Below are 19,026 nucleotides of genomic sequence, written 5' to 3'. Positions count from 1 at the left end.
GCCTCCTCAGGCAGTCAGTTCAAAATGTTCGGTGACAGCACGGGTGACCCAAGTGTGCGCCTGGCCCAGATAGTGGGCCGGGTCGAGCAGGCGGTCGAGTTCGGGTGCAGACAGCTCGGCGCTGACCTGCGGTTCGTCGGCCAATACGGCGCGTAGATGGCGCCCTTCGGCGACTGCTCGCTTGCAGCACTGCTCCAGCAAATGGTGTGCGGTTTCGCGGCCAAGGCGTTGGGCAAGCACGATGCTGACGGCCTCGGCCAGGACCAGGCCCTGGGTCAGATCGAGGTTCTGCTTCATGCGCTCGGGGTCGACTTCCAACCCCTCGCTCACCTGCAGCGCCTGTTGCAAGGCGCCGGAGACCAACCGGCAGATCTCCGGCAAGGTTTCCCATTCGGCATGCCACAAGCCCAGGCTGCGCTCATGCTCCTGGGGCATCGCGCTGAACATCGTCGCGACCAACCCAGGCACGCGGGTGGCCGTACTGATCAGCACCGCAGCGCCGACTGGATTGCGTTTGTGCGGCATAGTCGACGAGCCACCCTTGCCCGGCGCCGACGGTTCGAACACTTCCGCCGCTTCGGTCTGCATCAACAGGCTGATGTCGCGGCCCAGCTTGCCGAGGCTGCCGGCGATCAACCCCAGCACGCTGGCGAACTCCACCAGGCGATCACGCTGAGTGTGCCAGGGCTGTTCGGGCAAGCTCAGTTGCAGCTCAGCCGCCAACGCCTCGGCCACCGGCATCGCCTGCTCGCCGAGTGCGGCCAGGGTGCCGGAGGCGCCGCCGAATTGCAGCACCAACAGGCGCGGTTTCAGCTCGGTAAGACGTTGACGACTGCGCGTCACGGCGCCCAGCCAACCGGCGATTTTTATGCCCAACGTCACGGGCGTTGCGTGCTGCAGCCAGGTACGCCCGGCCATCGGTGTGGTCGCATAACGCTGGGCCTGGGCGGCGAGTACATCCCCCAAGCGAGCAAGGTCGGTTTCGATCAACACCAGTGCACGCCGCAATTGCAGCACCAGCCCGGTGTCCATCACATCCTGGCTGGTCGCGCCCAGATGCACGTAGCGTTCGGCCCCGGCATCTTCGCTGGCGATCAACTTACCCAGCGCCTTGACCAACGGAATCGCCGAATTGCCTGCGGTGGCAATCGCCACGCCAAGCGCGTCCACGTCGTACAACGACGCCAGGCATGCCTGGGCAATCGGTGCAACGGCGGCCTGGGGAATCAACCCGACCCGCGCCTCGGCGCGGGCCAAACCTGCCTCAAAATCCAACATGCCCTGCAAGCGCCCCTGGTCGCAGAACACCTCGGCCATGCTGTCAGCCGTGAAGTAAGCGTCGAACAGCTGATTGCTGGTGCGCAGTGTCATAACGCATTCCTTACAAATCGTGGTGCAAGTACTCCGCCTGTTTCGGCAGACGCAAGCTGAACAGGAAAGCCACGGCCATCATGCCGGTGACGTACCAATAAAAGGTGTTTTCCATGCCCATGGATTTCAGACCCAAGGCCACGTATTCCGCCGAGCCGCCGAAGATCGCATTGGCCACCGCATAGGCCAGGCCTACGCCCAAGGCACGCACATGGGGCGGGAACATTTCCGCTTTCACCAGGCCGCTGATCGAGGTGTAGAAGCTCACGATAGCCAACGCCAGGGAAATCAGCACAAACGCCAGGAACGGGCTGGTCACGGTTTTCAGGGTCAAAAGGATCGGCACGGTGCACAGGGTGCCGAGGGCGCCAAACCAGAGCATCGAGTTGCGTCGACCGATCTTGTCCGAGAGCATGCCGAACAGCGGCTGCATGCACATGTACACGAACAGCGCGCCGGTCATGATGTAGCTGGCGGTCTTGGCGTGCATCCCGGCGGTGTTCACCAGGTACTTCTGCATGTAGGTGGTGAACGTGTAGAAAATCAGCGAGCCGCCGGCGGTGTAGCCGAGCACGGTGATAAACGCCGCTTTATGGTTGCGAAACAGCGCAGCGATGCTGCCGGCGTCCTTGTCCTGGCGCATTTCCTTGCTGGTGGTTTCCTTGAGGGTGCGACGCAGCAACAGCGAAATCACCGCCGCAATCGCGCCGATCACGAACGGAATCCGCCAGCCCCAGGCGCGCAATTCTTCTTCGGTGAGGATCTGTTGCAGGATCACCACCACCAACACCGCCAGCAGTTGCCCGCCGATCAGGGTGACGTATTGGAACGAGGCGAAGAAACCGCGCTGGCCCTTGAGGGCGACTTCACTCATATAGGTTGCGGTGGTGCCGTACTCGCCACCCACCGACAAACCCTGGAACAACCGCGCCACCAGCAGCAACGCCGGGGCCCAGGCGCCGATGTCTTTGTAGGTGGGCAGGAAGGCGATGACCAGCGAGCCGGCGCACATCATCAGCACCGAAATCATCATCGAATTTTTGCGACCGTGTTTATCGGCCACCCGGCCAAACAGCCAGCCGCCGATGGGGCGCATCAGGAACCCGGCGGCGAATACGCCGGCGGTGTTGAGCAGTTGGACCGTGGGGTCGTCCGAGGGGAAAAACGCCGGGGCGAAGTAAATAGCGCAGAAGGCGTAGACGTAGAAGTCGAACCATTCGACCAGGTTGCCGGAGGAGGCACCGACAATCGCGAAGATCCGTTTGCTGCGTTCTTCTCCGGTGTAGTGACTGGTGGTTGTTGTCATGATTTTTCACTCAGTGGGAACGGTTATAGCCTAGACATACTTTGCAACAACCATGTTCCGCAAGCAGACATTTGGATAATGGGTTGCCTGAACCGGCCCTATCGGGGGCAAGCCCCCTCCCACATTTAACCGAGTAAGGCTCAGACAACTCGATCAACTGTGGGAGGGGGCTTGCCCCCGATGAAGCCCTCCAGACTTACTCAATAATCAAAAAACACCGTCTCCTTATCCGTCCCCTGCAAAATCACATTCCACTGATACACACCCTGCTCATCCTGCCTGGCAATCAAGGTGCTACGCCGCTCGGCCGGCACACACGCCAGCAGCGCGTCATCACCATTGAGCACCTCACCGTCAAAATAAATCCGCGTCAGCAAGTGCTTCACCAAGCCTCGCGCAAACACCAGCACCACCAAATGCGGTGCCTGGGTCGTGCCTTTCAGTCCCGGAACAGCCCCCGGCTTGATGGTGGTAAACCGGAAGCGCCCTTCGGCGTCCACCGGCACCCGGCCAAACCCTTCAAAGTTAGGGTCGACGGCCTTGTCCTGCTCATCTTCCGGATGGTCGTACTTGCCGGCGGCATTGGCCTGCCAGACCTCGAGCATGGCGTCGTTGACCACATCACCGTTGCCATCCACCACTTGCCCGCTGATCGCCACGCGCTCGCCAAGGGTGGCGGCGACGGTCAGGTCTTCGCGGTTCAGCCAGGTCAGGCCGATGTGGTAATACGGCCCGACGGTGTGGGACGTGGTTGCGTAAAGGCTCATCTCATTTCTCCATCGGCGTGGCGTCGCGGCCGCGCAGGACGATGTCCCAGCGGTAGCCGAGGGCATAGGAAGGAATGGTTTTTTCCAGGTCGAAGCTGGCGATCAAGCGCTGCTTGGCCGAAGTGTCCGGCACGCAGTTGTAGATCGGGTCGTATTCCAGCAACGGGTCGCCGGGGAAATACATCTGCGTGACCAACCGCGTCAGCACACTCGGGCCAAACAGCGAAAAGTGGATATGCGCCGGGCGCCATGCATTGTGATGGTTGCCCCACGGGTAGGCGCCGGGCTTGATGGTCTGGAACTGGTACCAGCCATCGGCGTCGGTGACGGTGCGGCCGGTGCCGGTGAAATTCGGGTCCAGCGGCGCGTCGTGCACATCGCGCTTGTGGTTGTAGCGACCGGCGGCGTTGGCCTGCCAGATCTCCACGAGGATGCCCGGCACCGGCAAACCGTTTTCGTCCAGCACGCGGCCATGAATGATGATGCGCTCGCCCTGTGGCTCGCCTTCATGCTGCGCGGTGAGGTCGTTGTCCTTCTCGTTGATCCGCTCGGCACCGATGGTCGGGCCGGTGATTTCCGACAAGGAATGGGGCAGGAACACCAACGGCTGGGACGGCGAACGCAGGTTCGTCGACTGGTAGGCCGGGTGCAGGTAATCAGGTTGAGTGCCCGCTTGCGGGCGCCGGTAACCGGGCTTGTCACTCATGGAGCAGTCCTCTCTTATTAGATGCGTTCAATCGCCAGGGCCAAGCCTTGGCCGACGCCGACACACATGGTCGCCAGGCCTTTACGGCCACCGGTTTTTTCCAACTGATGCAGGGCTGTCAGGACCAACCGTGCACCGCTCATGCCCAGCGGATGCCCAAGGGCGATGGCGCCACCGTTCGGATTGACCTGGGGCGCGTCGTCGGCGATCCCCAATTCACGCAGCACCGCCAAGCCTTGGCTGGCGAAGGCTTCGTTGAGTTCGATCACGTCAAAATCGGTGACCGCCAACCCCAGGCGCTCCAGCAGTTTGCGCACCGCCGGCACCGGGCCGATGCCCATCACACGCGGGGCGACACCGGCGCTGGCCATGCCCAACACGCGGGCACGGGCGGTGAGGCCGTGTTTCTTGACCGCTTCGGCGGACGCCAGGATCAGCGCGGCGGCGCCATCATTCACACCCGAAGCATTACCAGCGGTGACAGTTTTGTCAGGGCCGTTGACCGGCTTGAGCTTGGTCAGGGCTTCGAGGGTGGTGTCCCGTGGATGCTCATCGTGCGCCACTACGGTCTCGCCTTTTTTATGGGCGACCCGCACCGGCACGATTTCTTCGGCAAAGTAACCGGCAGCCTGGGCGGCTGCCGTGCGTTGCTGGCTGCGCAGGGCGAAGGCGTCCTGATCGGCGCGGGACACTTGGTAATCGTCGGCGACGTTATCGGCGGTCTGCGGCATTGCATCCACGCCGTATTGTTCCTTCATCAGCGGGTTGATAAAACGCCAGCCGATGGTGGTGTCTTCCAGCTTCATGTTGCGCGAAAACGCCGCATCGGCCTTGCCCATCACGAACGGTGCACGGGACATCGACTCGACGCCGCCGGCAATCGTCAGCTCCATTTCGCCGCTGGCGATGGCGCGAAACGCGGTGCCGATGGCGTCCATGCCCGAGGCGCACAACCGGTTGAGGGTCACGCCCGGAATAGTCTCGGGCAGGCCCGCCAGCAACAGCGCCATGCGCGCAACGTTGCGGTTGTCTTCGCCGGCCTGGTTGGCGCAGCCGAGGAACACCTCGTCCACCGCACGCCAGTCCACCGACGGGTTGCGTTCCATCAGCGCCTTGATCGGCAGCGCCGCCAGGTCGTCGGCACGCACCGTGGCCAGGCCACCGCCAAACCGGCCGATGGGCGTGCGGATGGCATCACAGATAAACACGTCGCGCATCAGGCTTCTCCGGGTGCTTGGCCATGGGCGGCGGCCGTGCGGGCTTCGAGGTCACGCAGGGCGGTCAGTTCGACGTCAGTCGGTTCGGCAGTGGTGCTGACCTGGTCGGCAAAGCGGATCGCCCAACCGGTGGCGGCCACCACTTGCTCGCGAGTTACGCCAGGGTGCAGCGCGGTGACCACAAATTCATGGGTGCCCTCTTCCGGCTCCATGATGCACAGGTCGGTAATGATCCCGACAGGACCGGCGCCCGGCAGGCCCAGGCGCTTGCGTGAATCGCCGCCCTCGCCGTGGCCGACGGAGGTGATGAAGTCCAGCTTGTCCACGAACGACCGGGACGACTGCTTGAGGATGATCAGCACGCTCTTGGCGGAACCGGCAATCTCCGGCGCGCCACCGGCACCCGGCAGGCGTACTTTGGGCTGGTGATAGTCACCGACCACGGTGGTGTTGATGTTGCCGAAACGGTCGACCTGAGCCGCACCGAGAAAGCCGACGTCAATGCGCCCGCCTTGCAGCCAGTAGCGAAAAATCTCACCGGTTGGCACCACGGTGTCAGCGGTTTCCGCCAGTTCACCGTCACCGATGGACAACGGCAGTACCGAAGGCTTGGCGCCAATTGGGCCGGACTCATAGATCAACACCACGTCGGGCGACGAAGTCAGGCGCGCCAGGTTGGCTGCTTTCGAGGGCAGGCCGATGCCGACAAAGCACACCGAGCCGTTTTTGAGGCGGCGCGCGGCGGCGACGGTCATCATTTCATTGGTCGAGTAAGCCATTACTTGGCCTCCTGCGCGGTGGCCAGTTTGGCCTGGAATTCACTGAAGTCGGCAGTGCCGTGGATGTATTCGTCAATCCAGGCGGTAAACGTCCCACGGTCGCGGGCAATCGGGTCCCACGCCTGGTAGAAGCGATTGTCGCGCTCGTTGTAACCGTGGGCGTAGGAAGGATGCGCGCCGCCGGGTACGTGGCAGACAGCAGTCAGGGCCCAGGTCGGCAATACGCAGCTATTCATCGGTGCATTCAGGTCGTCGACAATTTCCTCGACGGTGACGATGCAACGCTTGGCCGCCAGGGCCGCTTCCTTCTGCACGCCGAGAATGCCCCAGAGCAACACGTTGCCCTTGCGGTCGGCCTTCTGGGCGTGAATCACGGTGATGTCCGGGCGTACCGACGGCACCGCCGCCAGCACTTCGCCGGTAAACGGGCAAGTCACACTTTTGATCAGCGGGTTGACCTTGGGCAGGTCGGAACCGGCGTAGGCACGCAGCACCGCGAACGGCAGGCCTGAGGCACCAGCGACGTAGGCATTCGCCAGGTCGGCATGGCTGTGTTCTTCGATCTCCAGCGGCTGTGGCCATTGCTTCTCGACCGCGTCACGCAGGCGATGCAGGGAGCCCACGCCAGGGTTGCCGCCCCAGGAGAAAATCAGCTTGCGTGCACAGCCGGCGCCGATCAACTGGTCGTAGATCAGGTCAGGCGTCATGCGTACCAGCGTCAGGTCTTTCTTGCCCTGACGAATGATTTCATGGCCTGCGGCGGTAGGGATCAGGTGGGTAAAGCCTTCGAGGGCGACGGTATCGCCGTCGTTCACGAAGCGCTTGACCGCATCACGCAGGGTGAGAATGTCAGCCATGGGGTTGGGCTCCCGGGGTTATCGAAAAAGGCGCTGAGGTGGCGCCGAAGTGCTTGAAGATTAAGCTGGGGAAATGGGCCAAACAATCCGATAATCGACTAAGCGTTCGATTATCGAACCGATTGTTGGCAAGCTATCAATCAACCTCAGGTCGCATCCGCATGGCTGACCATGCCCTTGATGACCACTGCCGCGGTGGCTACTGCGGCCGGGATCACCAGGGCGGTGAGCACCTGCTCGAAGTTCCAGCCCAGGCCCAACAAGGTGGCGCCCATCCAGGCGCCGAGGATCGCGCCGAAGCGGCCGATGCCGAGCATCCACGACACGCCGGTGGCGCGGCCTTGGGTCGGGTAGAAACGCGCCGCCAGGGACGGCATCGCCGATTGCGCACCGTTGACGCACATCCCGGCAATCAGCACCAAGGTCGCCAGCACGGTGATATTGCCCAGGCTCTGTCCGACCGCGTAGGCAAACACCCCAGCCAGCAGGTAGAAAATGCCGATGACTTTGTGGGGATTGAACCGGTCCATCGCCCAACCCACGCCAACTGCGCTCAGTACCCCACCGAACTGGAACAACGCACCGATAAACGCGGCTTGCTCCATGCTCGCGCCGCTGTCGCGCATCAGCGTCGGCAGCCAACTGGTCAGCAGGTACACAATCACCAGGCCCATGAAGTAGGTGAGCCACAGCAGCAAGGTGCCGGCGCTGTAGGTGCCGGAGAAGATCACCGCGAACACATTGCGGGCCTTGACGGTTTTCTGTTCGGGTACGCTGAAGGCCGTGGCCTGGGCAACGATAGTGGGCTCGATGGGTGACAAGGTTTTGCGCACCTTGTCAGTGCCACGGTTGCGCACCACCAGGTAACGCGCCGACTCCGGCAGCCAGAGCAGCAGGACCACCACCAGGATCAACGGCAGGATGCCGCCGATCATCAACAACGCATGCCAGCCGAACGCCGGGATCAGCTTGGCCGAGATAAACCCGCCACCGGCCATGCCCAGGTTGAAGCCGCAGAACATGCTGGTCACCAGCAACGATTTATGACGTTCGGGGGTGTATTCGGACAGCAGCGTGGTGGCATTGGGCATACCCGCGCCCAGGCCCAGCCCTGTGAGGAAACGCAGCACCAGCAACTGGTCGACATTGCTGCTGTAGGCCGAGGCGAGGCTGAACGCACCAAACACCAGTACGGCACCGACCAGCACCACTTTACGGCCAAAACGGTCGGCCAGCGGGCCGGAACCCAGCGCGCCGAATACCATGCCGATCAACGCAGCACTCATCACCGGGCCGAGGCTGGCGCGGTCGATGCCCCAGTCCTGGGACAGCGCAGGCGCAATAAAGCCCATGGCTGCAGTGTCGAGGCCGTCGAGGAAAACTATCAGGAAACACAGGATGACCACGCGCCACTGATAGCGTGACAGTGGCTGGGTGTTGATGAAGGACTGCACGTCCAGCGTGGTACCGACAGAAGGCTGATTCATTATTTTTATTCCACACCGAGGGCGGGCCAACGACCTGGGGTCGTCATTATTATTGGGGCGCCCTTGAGAGCGCTGCCGCACAATAATAAGCCGGGTGAAACACCGTCAATTGATCAAGCCGGGATCTGTGCGGTCACCGAACAGCTTAGGCAAACAGTTGCGCACTCAGCTCACGGCTGGCGCTGAGCATGCTCGGCAGGAAACGCTGTTCCAGCTCGCTGCGGCTGACCCGCCCTGCATGGGTGCTGACATTGAGTGCCGCCAATACCTGGCCCGAGGCGTCATACACCGGCACCGCGATGGAGCGCAGGCCTTGTTCCAGTTCCTGGTCGACGATGCACCAGCCCTGCTGACGCACTTGTTGCAGGCATTCGAACAAGGCTTCAGGTGTGGTGAGGGTGCGACTGGTCTTGGTTTGCAGGTCGGCGTGATCGAGGTAGTCCTGCAGCGAAGCGTCGTCCAGTGCCGCGAGCAGGATGCGCCCCATGGAAGTGCAATAGGCCGGCAAACGGCCGCCCACCGAGAGGTCCACCGAAATCAGGCGCTGGGTCGTGGCCGAGCGGGCGATATAGAGGATGTCATCGCCTTCCAGGGTGGCCATGTTGCAGGCTTCGTGCAGTTGTTCACTCATACGGTCCAGGTATGGCTGGGCCGACACCGCCAGTGGCGTGGATGAGAGGTAGGCATGGCCCAGGGTCAGGACTTTGGGCAACAGTGAATAGGTGCGCCCGTCGGTGGTGGCGTAGCCCAGTTTGATCAGGGTATGCAGGCAACGGCGCACAGCGGCGCGGGGGATTTCGGTGCGGTGACTGATCTGGGCAATCGTCAGGTGGCGCTTGCGCTCCTGGAATGCCTGCACGACGGCCAGGCCACGGGCCAGGGAGGTCATGAAGTCGGGGTCACCGGTAAACGCCTGGATCCGCTTGGCCGGCGAGGCAACGATCGGCGGCGCCACTGACGCGAAGGAGTTGCGCAATTGATCGTTCATCTCAGGTTCCTTTCTCTTATTGTCAACCGCAGGGATTGGGCGGGTATTACAAGCCGCACCGGCCGCCCTGCACAAGGCAGGGCCGGCAACATAGGGCGATTATCGGACGATCATGCGATTATCGCAATTTGAGCCGTGCCCGCGCCCTCACCCGCCTGGCAGAGTAAAGTTGCGGTGAGAAGGTTGGATCTTTAGTTCCTTGTTGACTTTATGGCGCCAGAATTTCAGCAATTGCTGACGTCTGCGTGTAACAAAACGCTCACACAAAGTTGACGCTTTTTAACTTTATGCCGATAGTGTTATTCAAATGCGCCGCTATAATGCACGCTGTGCGGAGGTCAGCCCGGTTTCACTATCGGGACCAGAGCTCGCCAGCCCAGGCACATGCCGTGCATGGAAGGTCGCAACTACCTGCCTTGAATGACAGTTATCACCAACGGTCTTTAGTATCAGCGGTTCAAACTTGAGCGCATCATTGGTTCAACTTTGAACAATCCGAAGGCGACATTCAGGCACTACGCTGCCGGGTAATTACACTCAACTCGATTAGGTAACAATGTGACGAAAGATGAACTGCGCGCGGAACTTGAGCGCCAGGAGCAACGTTACAAGGACGTTTACGGCGGGGAAGTCACCACCTACGCCGCCCAGCCTGAACCTGAGCGCAAACCCTGGCGCAAGCGAGCCAGCCTGCTCGACCAGGCGTTTACCCAGGAAATCCAAAAGATTGAACAGGAACTCAAGGCCGAAGAGCCATAAGTACTTCGGATTGAGCCAGGGGCGCGGCCCAGGCTGCTAGCGCTTAGCCAGCAGCCCGGGCCCTGAATCCCACGATCGCCAGTAAAATTTCATACAAATGTTTCAGGGATGACGATTCGGTGACAAAACCCGGTCTTTTCAGCCCTGTACTTTATAAATCAAAGACTTGCCAAAGCCCCGAAAACCCTGGGATCGCCCGGTTTCGCCCCTGGCGTTTCAATGAAGTTTGTTACCGATGAGCAGCTAGTGCATCGATTACTGAGGTTTTCTGGCATAATCGCGCCCCCTTACGACCGGGTCAGAAAACCTTCATGATCGATTTATTCAGCGGACTGGATGCTTGGGTTCTCGTGAGCCTGTTGCTCGCCCTGGCCTTTGTCCTCGCCTTCGAGTTCATCAATGGCTTTCATGACACCGCTAACGCGGTGGCCACAGTCATCTATACCAAAGCCATGCCGCCGCATCTGGCCGTGTTCTTCTCCGGGGTGTTCAACTTCCTCGGCGTATTGCTCGGTGGTGTCGGTGTCGCCTACGCCATCGTGCATTTGCTGCCGGTGGAGTTGCTGATCAATGTGAACACCGGCCATGGTTTGGCGATGGTCTTCTCGTTGTTGGCCGCGGCGATCACCTGGAACCTGGGCACCTGGTACTTCGGTATTCCTGCTTCCAGCTCCCACACCCTGATCGGCTCGATCCTCGGTGTCGGCCTGGCCAACGCCCTGATCAACGATATTCCCCTGGCTGACGGTGTGAACTGGCAGAAGGCTATCGATATCGGCGCCTCCCTGGTGTTCTCGCCGATGGCCGGCTTCCTGGTCGCAGCCCTGGTGCTGATCGGTCTGAAATGGTGGCGCCCGCTGTCGAAGATGCACAAGACCCCGGACCAGCGCCGCAAGCTCGACGACAAGAAGCACCCGCCGTTCTGGAACCGCCTGGTCCTGGTGATCTCCGCCATGGCCGTGAGTTTCGTGCACGGCTCCAATGATGGTCAGAAAGGCATCGGCCTGATCATGCTGGTGCTGATCGGTATCGTGCCGGCGCAGTTCGTACTCGACTTGGGCAGCACCACCTACCAGATCGAGCGTACCCGCGACGCCACCGTGCATTTGAGCCAGTTCTACCAGCGCAATAACGCCACTCTCGGCGAATTCCTGGCCCTGGGCAAAAGTGTGAAGGACGATCTGCCGGGCAAGTTCCAGTGCAACCCGCAGCAGACCGAGCCCACTATCAAAGCGCTCGTCAGTACGTTGAGCGGGGTCTCGGACTACCATTCGCTGACCTCGGACCAGCGTATCGAAGTGCGTCGCTACCTGCTCTGCCTGGACGACACCGCGAAGAAAGTCGGCAAGCTGCCGGGCCTGGATGCGCGTGAGAAGTCCGACCTCGACAAGCTTCGCAAAGACCTGACCGCGACGACCGAGTACGCGCCGTTCTGGGTAATCCTCGCCGTCGCATTGGCCTTGGGCCTGGGCACCATGGTGGGTTGGAAGCGTGTGGTACTGACCATCGGTGAGAAGATCGGCAAGCAGGGCATGACCTATGCCCAGGGCATGTCAGCGCAGATCACCACCGCTACCATGATTGGCTTTGCCAATATCTTTGCCCTGCCGGTGTCCACGACGCATGTGCTGTCTTCGGGCGTGGCCGGCACCATGGTCGCGAACAAGAGCGGCCTGCAAGGTGGCACGGTCAAGACCATCCTGATGGCTTGGGTGTTGACGTTGCCTGCGACCGTTGGCCTGTCGGCCGGGTTGTTCTGGCTGGCGTCCAAGGCGCTGGGCAACTGATAGCCAGGCGCTGAAAAAAAGGTGCGGCCTCTGTGAGGACCGCACCTTTTTTTATGGATCAGTATTAACCGACATCATTAAATACCAGGCAAAAAAAAGGCGACCGAAGTCGCCCAAAATGCCTTGCGTGCTCATGTAATCCAGAAAGACTTACGGTTCTTTACGCTTATTAGCGTCCTTCCAGATAAAAATCCCAAACCCTACAAAAAACAGCACCATGAGGCTGACAGTCAGCACCCCGGCGAATACCACATTATCGATAAACATGACCGGCCTCCTGCACTTGCCCTGTTGCGATAGGGCTAAGTTACTGGAGAAGGCGAATTGGAAAATTGACGGGGATCAATGTCGCCCGCAACGGGGCGTAAAGAAGGGCAATAACTGACCTGCATCAACAGACGCAGGCCGTATTAACGCTTTTTCGGTTTGTTCTTTGATTTTTTCTTGGCTTTGCCTAAAGGCATTGCGTGTTCAAATGCCTGGCGCACTTCATTCAGGCGTTTGTCATTGAGGTCATGCACGCGCTTGGCGCGTTCGGCATTCAGGTCGATCAGCTTGTCGTCATCACTCATGGTTTGTCTTACGTCGTGGCAAGTAGGGCTCAATAATGCGGGCTCCTGTGCCCGACGGCAAATCAGCACGCGACAAAAGGCAGACCGTCGCCCAAAATCGGTACTTTCCGCCCAACTCAGGAGGCGCACTCAGGTGTCACTGCACAAGGATCTTCCCCCGCTGCTGGCCCTTCGTGCTTTTGAAGCCGTGGCCAGGCACTTGAGCTTTATCAAGGCGGCCCAGGAGCTTTCAGTGACCCAAAGCGCCCTCAGCCATCAGGTCCAGAAACTCGAACAGCACCTGAGCAAACCGTTGTTTATCCGACGCACCCGCGCCATCGATCTGACCGCAGATGGGCAGCGTTACTACGATGAAATCCGCCCGGCCCTCGATGCCATCGCCACCGCGACACGCGCCCAACGGCAGATGCCCAGCGCCACGGTATTGCGCGTCGGCCTGCTGGCGTCTTTCGCCACGCTGTGGCTGGCGCCGCGCCTGGCGGGGTTTCTCAACCGCTACCCACACATCCAGGTGGAGCTATTGCCGTCAATTCAACTGGCCAACGTCGCCGCCGCCGAGGTCGACCTGGCCATCCGCTACGGCAAGGGCGATTGGCCGCACGTGCAGGCCACGCGCCTGATGGCTGAAGTCATTTCACCGGTCTGCAGCCCGACGTTCAAGGCCAACTCACTGGGCAACGGCCCCTTGCTGATGGCAACCTCACACCGGCCGTTCGAATGGACGGATTGGTCCCAGCACTATCAAGTCAGCCTTGAACATCACCCGCGCGTCATGCTGCACGACTACAACATCGTGGTCGAAGCCGCCGTGGCCGGCCAGGGCATCGCGATGGGTCGTCACCATCTCATCCAACGCCGACTCCAGGACGGCAGCCTGGTGCAAGCCTTCGACTGGCCGCCCTACCACAGCGATATCGGCTATTGGCTGATCACCCCTCAAGGCCCTGCCCACCAAGCGGTCGAATGCTTCAGCCAGTGGCTAAGGGAGATCTGCGCCGACGCGTGAGTAATTTCGATACGTCGAGTGAGATCTATCCGTTTGTCGCAGTCCCCCCCGGAACAACATGCTCAACCCTCTTGAAACCAGAGGACTCAGCATGAGCAACTCCCTGCGCCAACGCGTGCACGCCCTTGGCCTGACGCTGCCAGCTCCCAGCCAGCCGATTGCCAACTACATCAACCATGTCATCAGTCAGAACCAGCTGTTTATCTCCGGGCAAATCCCCCTGCTCGACGCAAGGCCTGCTTACCTCGGCCGACTGGGCGAATCCCTCAGTGAAGAAGAAGGTGTCCAGGCGGCAGAACTGGCGGCACTGAGCTTGCTCGCGCAATTGAGCGATGCCTTGGGCGATGACCTGTCGCGCCTGGTGCGCACTGTGCGCCTGGGGGTGTTTATCGCCAGCAGCGCCGATTTCCAGCGCCAGGGCGCGGTGGCCAACGGTGCGTCGAACCTGCTGGTCAATGCCCTCGGTGAACAAGGCCGGCATGTGCGCACCGCAGTGGGGGTTGCCAGTCTGCCAGCCGGTGTGGCGGTAGAGGTTGACGCGATTTTCGAGCTGCAGCCGTGAGCCCGCTCGATATTCAACGATTAAGGGAGGCCACGCCTGGCTGCCAGTCGGGCCTGGTGCACTTCAACCCTGCCGGCGCCTCGCTGCCAAGCCAGGCGACACTTGACGCCATCATTGACCAACTCCAGCGCGAAGCCCGGGACGGTCCGATGGAAGCCGGTGAACATGGCGCCATGCTCGTGGAAAAAGCGCGCCACGCCGCCGCGCGACTGCTCAACGCGCCCGCCGCATCGATAGCCTTTGCCGGCAGCGGTTCGACTGCCTGGAGCATGGCATTCCAAGCCCTGGGCCCGTGGCAACCGGGTGATCGCATTCTGGTGGGGCGCCACGAATGGGGCGGCAACCTGGCGAGCATGCAATTGGCCGTGCAAGCAGGTGCGCGGGTGGACGTCATCCCCTGCGACGCCACTGGCGCGGTGTGCCCGGTGGCACTGGAGGCGATGATCGATGCCAGCGTAAAGCTGATCGACCTCACCTGGCTGCCGGCCAACGGCGGCCTGATCAACCCCGCCCAGGCCATCGGCGCAGTGGCCCGGCGTCATGGCATCCCCTACTTTATCGACGCCGGCCAAGCGGTCGGCCAGGTGCCGGTGGATGTGCAGGCGTTGCAGTGTGATGTGCTCAAGTCGGCCGGCCGCAAACACCTGCGCGGGCCGCGTGGCACGGCGCTGTTGTATGTGCGGCCGGACTTTCTCCAACAGTTGAACCCGGCCCAACGCGATGTGTTTTCAGCCCCCTGGACCGCCGCCGGTTTCGACCTGCGTGACGACGCACGGCGCTTTGAAACCAGCGAAGTGTCCTTCGCCCTGTTGGCGGGGCTGGGGAATGCGCTGCACGAAATGAATAACTGGGGGATTGAGCGAGTATGGAAACACGTCGCACAAACCAGCGCGCAAATTCGCGCAGCACTGTGTGAGATTCCGGGGGTTTCCCTGCATGACCTGGGCACGTTTCAATCAGGGCTGATCGCCTTCAACCTCGCCGGCTGCGACGCCTTCGAGCTGAAACGACAATTGGGACTCAGGCACATTAATATTGGCGCCAACGGCGTGGCCTACACCCCGCTGGATATGCAGGCGCGGGGCCTGGCAAGCGTTGCACGAATCTCCGTCAGCCCCCTCAACAACGACCACGACATCGAGTCGCTGCTAGCGGCCTTGAGGCAACTGCGGGTTTAAACCTCGACGTCCACCCAAAGGCCCTGGCGCGGCGCGTCTTCGATCAGCGGCACAACCGGTACGGTGTTGTCGGCATTGAGCAGGTCGCCCGGGATCGCCAGGTGCTGGTCCGGATCCTCATCGGCTTCGCGCCGGCGTTTCTGCTGTTCCTGCTGGCGGCGTTGCTCTTCGCGCAGCAGAAAGGTCGACTGCTCGGCATCGCCTTTTTTCAAGTCGATAGTGCTTTCACTGGAGCCCGCTTGAACAGGGACCACGGGCGGAATATCTGGTTTCTGACGGACCGGGTCGAGTTGCGACGTAACCGGTATAACGCTGACGGGCAGCATAGGTGGCAGCATGATAGTTGTTCTCCTGTCAGCAGGCTGTCGGCGGGGGCCACGGCGACTTGAGCGCGGACTCGCCAACCTGTGACCCAGTCGACACTCGCAAGTGCCCGCCACCCGTCGATTCAGCACTCTGCCCTGCACTCAAACGGAGTAGTTTTTGTCAGAGTCCTTTGGCTGCGGGCCTTGTTCCGTTAAGATAGTCGGCTTTTTCACGGCGGGAGTCAGGCAGCATGGCGCAGCAGTATCAACCGGGGCAACGCTGGATTAGTGACAGCGAAGCAGAGCTGGGGTTAGGCACCGTTCTGGCACAGGACGGCCGCTTGTTGACCGTGCTCTATCCGGCCACTGGCGACACTCGCCAGTATGCGCTACGGAATGCGCCCCTCACCCGTGTGAGGTTCTCGCCGGGTGACTCCATCACCCATTTCGAAGGCTGGAAAATGACCGTACAGGAAGTCGACGACGTCGACGGTCTGCTGGTCTACCACGGCCTCAATGGGCAGAACGAGCAGGTCACCCTGCCGGAAACCCAACTCTCCAACTTTATCCAGTTCCGCCTGGCCAGCGACCGTCTGTTCGCCGGCCAGATCGACCCGCTGGCCTGGTTCTCGCTGCGCTATCACACCCTGGAACACACCAGCCGCCAGTTGCAGTCCACGCTGTGGGGCCTGGGTGGCGTACGCGCGCAACCTATTGCTCACCAACTGCACATCGCCCGTGAAGTCGCTGACCGTATCGCACCGCGGGTATTGCTGGCTGACGAAGTCGGCCTGGGCAAGACCATCGAAGCCGGCCTGGTGATCCATCGCCAGTTGCTCTCGGGCCGCGCCAACCGCGTGTTGATCCTGGTCCCGGAAAACCTGCAACACCAGTGGCTGGTGGAAATGCGCCGCCGCTTCAACCTGCAGGTCGCGCTGTTCGACGAAGAACGCTTCATCGAAAGCGATGCCGCCAACCCGTTCGAAGACACCCAGTTGGCCCTCGTGGCCCTGGAATGGCTGGTGGACGACGAGAAGGCCCAGGACGCGCTGTTCGCCGCTGGCTGGGACTTGCTGGTAGTCGACGAAGCCCACCACCTGGTCTGGCATGAAGAAAAAGCCAGCCCGCAATACTCTCTCGTCGAGCAACTCGCCGAAGTGATACCAGGCGTGCTGCTGCTCACCGCCACCCCGGAGCAACTGGGCCAGGACAGCCACTTCGCGCGCCTGCGCCTGTTGGACCCGAACCGCTTCCACGATCTGCAGGCCTTCCGCGCCGAGAGCGAAAACTATCGTCCGGTGGCCGAAGCCGTGCAGGAACTGCTCGATAAGGGCCGCCTGTCGCCGACCGCCCACAAGACCATCCAGGGTTTCCTCGGTAACGAAGGCGAAGCGCTGCTCACCGCCGTCAACGATGGCGACGCCGAAGCCAGTGCGCGCCTGGTGCGTGAGCTGCTCGACCGCCACGGCACCGGCCGCGTGCTGTTCCGTAACACCCGTGCCGCCGTGCAGGGTTTCCCGGAGCGCAAGCTGCACGCCTACCCGATGCCGAACCCGGACGAATACCTGGAGTTGCCGCTGGGCGAACACGCCGAGCTGTACCCGGAAGTCAGCTTCCAGTCGCAGCCGGACATTGACGAAGAAAACCGCTGGTGGCGCTTCGACCCGCGCGTCGAGTGGCTGATCGACCAGCTGAAAATGCTCAAGCGCACCAAAGTCCTGGTGATCTGCGCCCACGCTGAAACCGCCATGGACCTGGAAGACGCCCTGCGCGTGCGCTCCGGCATCCCGGCCACGGTGTTCCACGAGGGCATGAACATCCTCGAACGTGATCGCGCCGCCGCCTACTTTGCCGATGAAGAGTTCGGCGCCCAGGTGCTGATCTGCTCGGAAATCGGCTCCGAAGGCCGCAACTTCCAGTTCTCCCACCACCTGGTGCTGTTCGACCTGCCGTCCCATCCCGACCTGCTGGAACAACGCATCGGCCGTCTGGACCGGATCGGCCAGAAACATGTGATCGAACTGCACGTACCGTACCTGGAAACCAGCCCGCAAGAGCGTCTCTTCCAGTGGTACCACGAAGCGCTGAACGCATTCCTCAACACCTGCCCGACCGGCAACGCCTTGCAGCATCAGTTTGGCCCACGCCTGCTGCCGCTGCTGGAAAACGCCGACGACGGCGAGTGGCAAGCCCTGATCGACGAAGCCCGTGCCGAACGCGAGCGCCTGGAGCAAGAGCTGCACACCGGTCGCGACCGCCTGCTGGAACTCAACTCCGGCGGCGCCGGCGAAGGCGATGCACTGGTTGAAGACATTCTTGAGCAAGACGACCAGTTCACCCTGCCGATCTACATGGAAACCCTGTTTGACGCCTTTGGCATCGACAGCGAAGACCATTCGGAAAACGCGCTGATCCTCAAGCCCAGCGAAAAAATGCTCGACGCCAGCTTCCCCCTGGGCGACGACGAAGGTGTGACCATCACCTACGACCGTAACCAGGCACTGTCACGCGAAGACATGCAGTTCATCACCTGGGAACACCCGATGGTGCAGGGCGGCATGGACCTGGTGCTGTCCGGTTCCATGGGCAACACCGCCGTGGCGCTGATCAAGAACAAGGCACTCAAGCCGGGCACCGTGTTGCTGGAACTGCTCTACGTCAGCGAAGTGGTTGCACCGCGTGCGCTGCAACTGGGTCGCTACCTGCCGCCGGCGGCACTGCGCTGCCTGCTGGATGCGAACGGTAATGACCTGTCGGGGCGTGTGTCATTCGTGACCCTCAACGACCAGCTGGAAAGCGTGCCGCGGGCTAGCGCCAACAAGTTCATCCAGGCCCAGCGCGACCAGTTGACGCCAAGGATCAACGCGGGTGAAGAGAAGATCACCCCGCAACATGCCGAGCGCGTGGCCGAGGCCAAGCGTCGCCTGGCAGCGGACACCGACGAAGAGCTGGCGCGCCTGACTGCGTTGCAAGCGGTCAACCCGACCGTACGTGACAGCGAGCTGGTTGCCCTGCGCAACCAACGCGAGCAAGGCCTGGCCATGCTCGACAAGGCGGCGCTGCGACTGGAGGCGATTCGGGTATTGGTAGCGGGTTGATTACCGCCCTGCCCCGCTGAACAAGAAGGCCCGCGCAATGCGGGCCTTTTTTATTGGCTTTGGGGGCCTCATCGGGGGCAAGCCCCCTCCCACAGTTGACCGAGCGGTCCTGTCTATCACCGATCAATGTGGGAGGGGGCTTGCCCCCGATGGCCATGGGTATCTACACAACTCTCAAAGGCTTACACATAACACTGTGGTGATCGGGTTCTTGCTGATGCTACGCGGTGTTTGTTATTGGGGCTGCTTCGCAGCCCAGCGCGGGACAAGCCCGCTCACCA

At 61.5% G+C, this 19,026-nt stretch carries 18 protein-coding genes; 6 read left to right on the top strand and 12 right to left on the bottom strand.

Going from position 1 to position 19,026, the window contains the following annotated elements:
* Positions 1 to 6 precede the first annotated feature (6 nt).
* The 9 genes from EJD88_RS21050 to pcaR all read right to left on the bottom strand — a co-directional run bounded on the left by EJD88_RS21050 (position 7) and on the right by pcaR (position 9,478).
* Positions 7 to 1,371, bottom strand: a complete 1,365-nt coding sequence (locus EJD88_RS21050; protein WP_158878928.1) for a 3-carboxy-cis,cis-muconate cycloisomerase — start codon at positions 1,369 to 1,371, stop codon at positions 7 to 9.
* A gap of 10 nt (positions 1,372 to 1,381) precedes the next feature.
* Positions 1,382 to 2,677 (bottom strand): MFS family transporter, encoded by a 1,296-nt coding sequence (locus tag EJD88_RS21045; protein ID WP_012722673.1) that lies wholly within the window; start codon positions 2,675 to 2,677, stop codon positions 1,382 to 1,384.
* 200 nt (positions 2,678 to 2,877) lie between these two features.
* A complete protein-coding gene (pcaG, locus tag EJD88_RS21040) occupies positions 2,878 to 3,444 on the bottom strand; it encodes a protocatechuate 3,4-dioxygenase subunit alpha (RefSeq protein ID WP_099583289.1) in 567 nt (188 codons plus the stop codon).
* A 1-nt stretch (position 3,445) separates the two neighbouring features.
* The gene (gene pcaH / locus EJD88_RS21035) at positions 3,446 to 4,150 is read right to left on the bottom strand and encodes a protocatechuate 3,4-dioxygenase subunit beta (RefSeq protein ID WP_099583290.1); all 705 of its coding nucleotides are present in this window, start codon (positions 4,148 to 4,150) and stop codon (positions 3,446 to 3,448) included.
* A 17-nt stretch (positions 4,151 to 4,167) separates the two neighbouring features.
* Positions 4,168 to 5,370 carry a 3-oxoadipyl-CoA thiolase gene (pcaF, locus tag EJD88_RS21030; RefSeq protein ID WP_178116879.1) on the bottom strand — a complete coding sequence of 401 codons (1,203 nt, stop codon included), beginning with the start codon at positions 5,368 to 5,370 and terminating at the stop codon, positions 4,168 to 4,170.
* Positions 5,367 to 6,146, bottom strand: a complete 780-nt coding sequence (locus EJD88_RS21025) for a CoA-transferase subunit beta (protein WP_112193941.1) — start codon at positions 6,144 to 6,146, stop codon at positions 5,367 to 5,369. The genes pcaF and EJD88_RS21025 overlap by 4 nt, the downstream gene beginning before the upstream one ends.
* Positions 6,146 to 7,003: a CoA transferase subunit A gene (locus tag EJD88_RS21020; RefSeq protein ID WP_112193939.1), complete on the bottom strand. Its 858-nt coding sequence runs from the start codon at positions 7,001 to 7,003 to the stop codon at positions 6,146 to 6,148. The genes EJD88_RS21025 and EJD88_RS21020 overlap by 1 nt, the downstream gene beginning before the upstream one ends.
* Before the next feature lie 146 nt (positions 7,004 to 7,149).
* The gene (locus tag EJD88_RS21015) at positions 7,150 to 8,490 is read right to left on the bottom strand and encodes an MFS transporter (RefSeq protein WP_112193937.1); all 1,341 of its coding nucleotides are present in this window, start codon (positions 8,488 to 8,490) and stop codon (positions 7,150 to 7,152) included.
* A 145-nt stretch (positions 8,491 to 8,635) separates the two neighbouring features.
* Positions 8,636 to 9,478, bottom strand: a complete 843-nt coding sequence (pcaR, locus tag EJD88_RS21010; RefSeq protein WP_025855315.1) for a pca regulon transcriptional regulator PcaR — start codon at positions 9,476 to 9,478, stop codon at positions 8,636 to 8,638.
* Between the two features lie 558 nt (positions 9,479 to 10,036).
* Between pcaR and EJD88_RS21005 the strand changes: the two genes are divergently transcribed.
* The gene (locus tag EJD88_RS21005; protein ID WP_099583295.1) at positions 10,037 to 10,237 is read left to right on the top strand and encodes a hypothetical protein; all 201 of its coding nucleotides are present in this window, start codon (positions 10,037 to 10,039) and stop codon (positions 10,235 to 10,237) included.
* Between the two features lie 311 nt (positions 10,238 to 10,548).
* Complete coding sequence (locus tag EJD88_RS21000) at positions 10,549 to 12,024, top strand: inorganic phosphate transporter (RefSeq protein WP_099583296.1); 1,476 nt, start codon at positions 10,549 to 10,551, stop codon at positions 12,022 to 12,024.
* A 150-nt stretch (positions 12,025 to 12,174) separates the two neighbouring features.
* Here the strand turns inward: EJD88_RS21000 and ccoM are convergent, their stop codons facing one another.
* Both ccoM and EJD88_RS27035 read right to left on the bottom strand, forming a co-directional pair.
* Positions 12,175 to 12,291 carry a cytochrome c oxidase subunit CcoM gene (ccoM, locus tag EJD88_RS27400; RefSeq protein WP_276145525.1) on the bottom strand — a complete coding sequence of 39 codons (117 nt, stop codon included), beginning with the start codon at positions 12,289 to 12,291 and terminating at the stop codon, positions 12,175 to 12,177.
* A gap of 143 nt (positions 12,292 to 12,434) precedes the next feature.
* Positions 12,435 to 12,596: a hypothetical protein gene (locus EJD88_RS27035; protein WP_092487749.1), complete on the bottom strand. Its 162-nt coding sequence runs from the start codon at positions 12,594 to 12,596 to the stop codon at positions 12,435 to 12,437.
* Between the two features lie 133 nt (positions 12,597 to 12,729).
* Here EJD88_RS27035 and EJD88_RS20995 point away from each other — a divergent pair, with 133 nt between their 5' ends.
* The 3 genes from EJD88_RS20995 (at position 12,730) to EJD88_RS20985 (ending at position 15,342) form a co-directional block, all read left to right on the top strand.
* On the top strand, positions 12,730 to 13,602 hold the full coding sequence (locus EJD88_RS20995) for a LysR substrate-binding domain-containing protein (RefSeq protein WP_158878926.1): 873 nt from the start codon (positions 12,730 to 12,732) through the stop codon (positions 13,600 to 13,602).
* A gap of 91 nt (positions 13,603 to 13,693) precedes the next feature.
* Complete coding sequence (locus EJD88_RS20990; RefSeq protein ID WP_158878925.1) at positions 13,694 to 14,164, top strand: RidA family protein; 471 nt, start codon at positions 13,694 to 13,696, stop codon at positions 14,162 to 14,164.
* Positions 14,161 to 15,342 carry an aminotransferase class V-fold PLP-dependent enzyme gene (locus EJD88_RS20985; RefSeq protein ID WP_158878924.1) on the top strand — a complete coding sequence of 394 codons (1,182 nt, stop codon included), beginning with the start codon at positions 14,161 to 14,163 and terminating at the stop codon, positions 15,340 to 15,342. The genes EJD88_RS20990 and EJD88_RS20985 overlap by 4 nt, the downstream gene beginning before the upstream one ends.
* On the opposite strand, the gene EJD88_RS20980 is transcribed toward EJD88_RS20985, so the two are convergent.
* A complete protein-coding gene (locus EJD88_RS20980) occupies positions 15,339 to 15,680 on the bottom strand; it encodes an aspartate-semialdehyde dehydrogenase (RefSeq protein WP_112193922.1) in 342 nt (113 codons plus the stop codon). The two genes, EJD88_RS20985 and EJD88_RS20980, sit on opposite strands and share 4 nt — an antisense overlap.
* A 218-nt stretch (positions 15,681 to 15,898) precedes the next feature.
* On the opposite strand from EJD88_RS20980, the gene rapA reads away from it, so the two are divergent.
* Positions 15,899 to 18,745, top strand: a complete 2,847-nt coding sequence (rapA, locus tag EJD88_RS20975) for an RNA polymerase-associated protein RapA (RefSeq protein WP_112193920.1) — start codon at positions 15,899 to 15,901, stop codon at positions 18,743 to 18,745.
* The last annotated feature ends 281 nt before the right edge of the window (positions 18,746 to 19,026 follow it).

The sequence above is a fragment of the Pseudomonas sp. PB105 genome, from assembly GCF_009764655.1.
Classification (GTDB): Bacteria; Pseudomonadota; Gammaproteobacteria; order Pseudomonadales; family Pseudomonadaceae; genus Aquipseudomonas; species Aquipseudomonas cyclaminis.
This window is presented reverse-complemented; position numbering and strand designations above follow the sequence as displayed.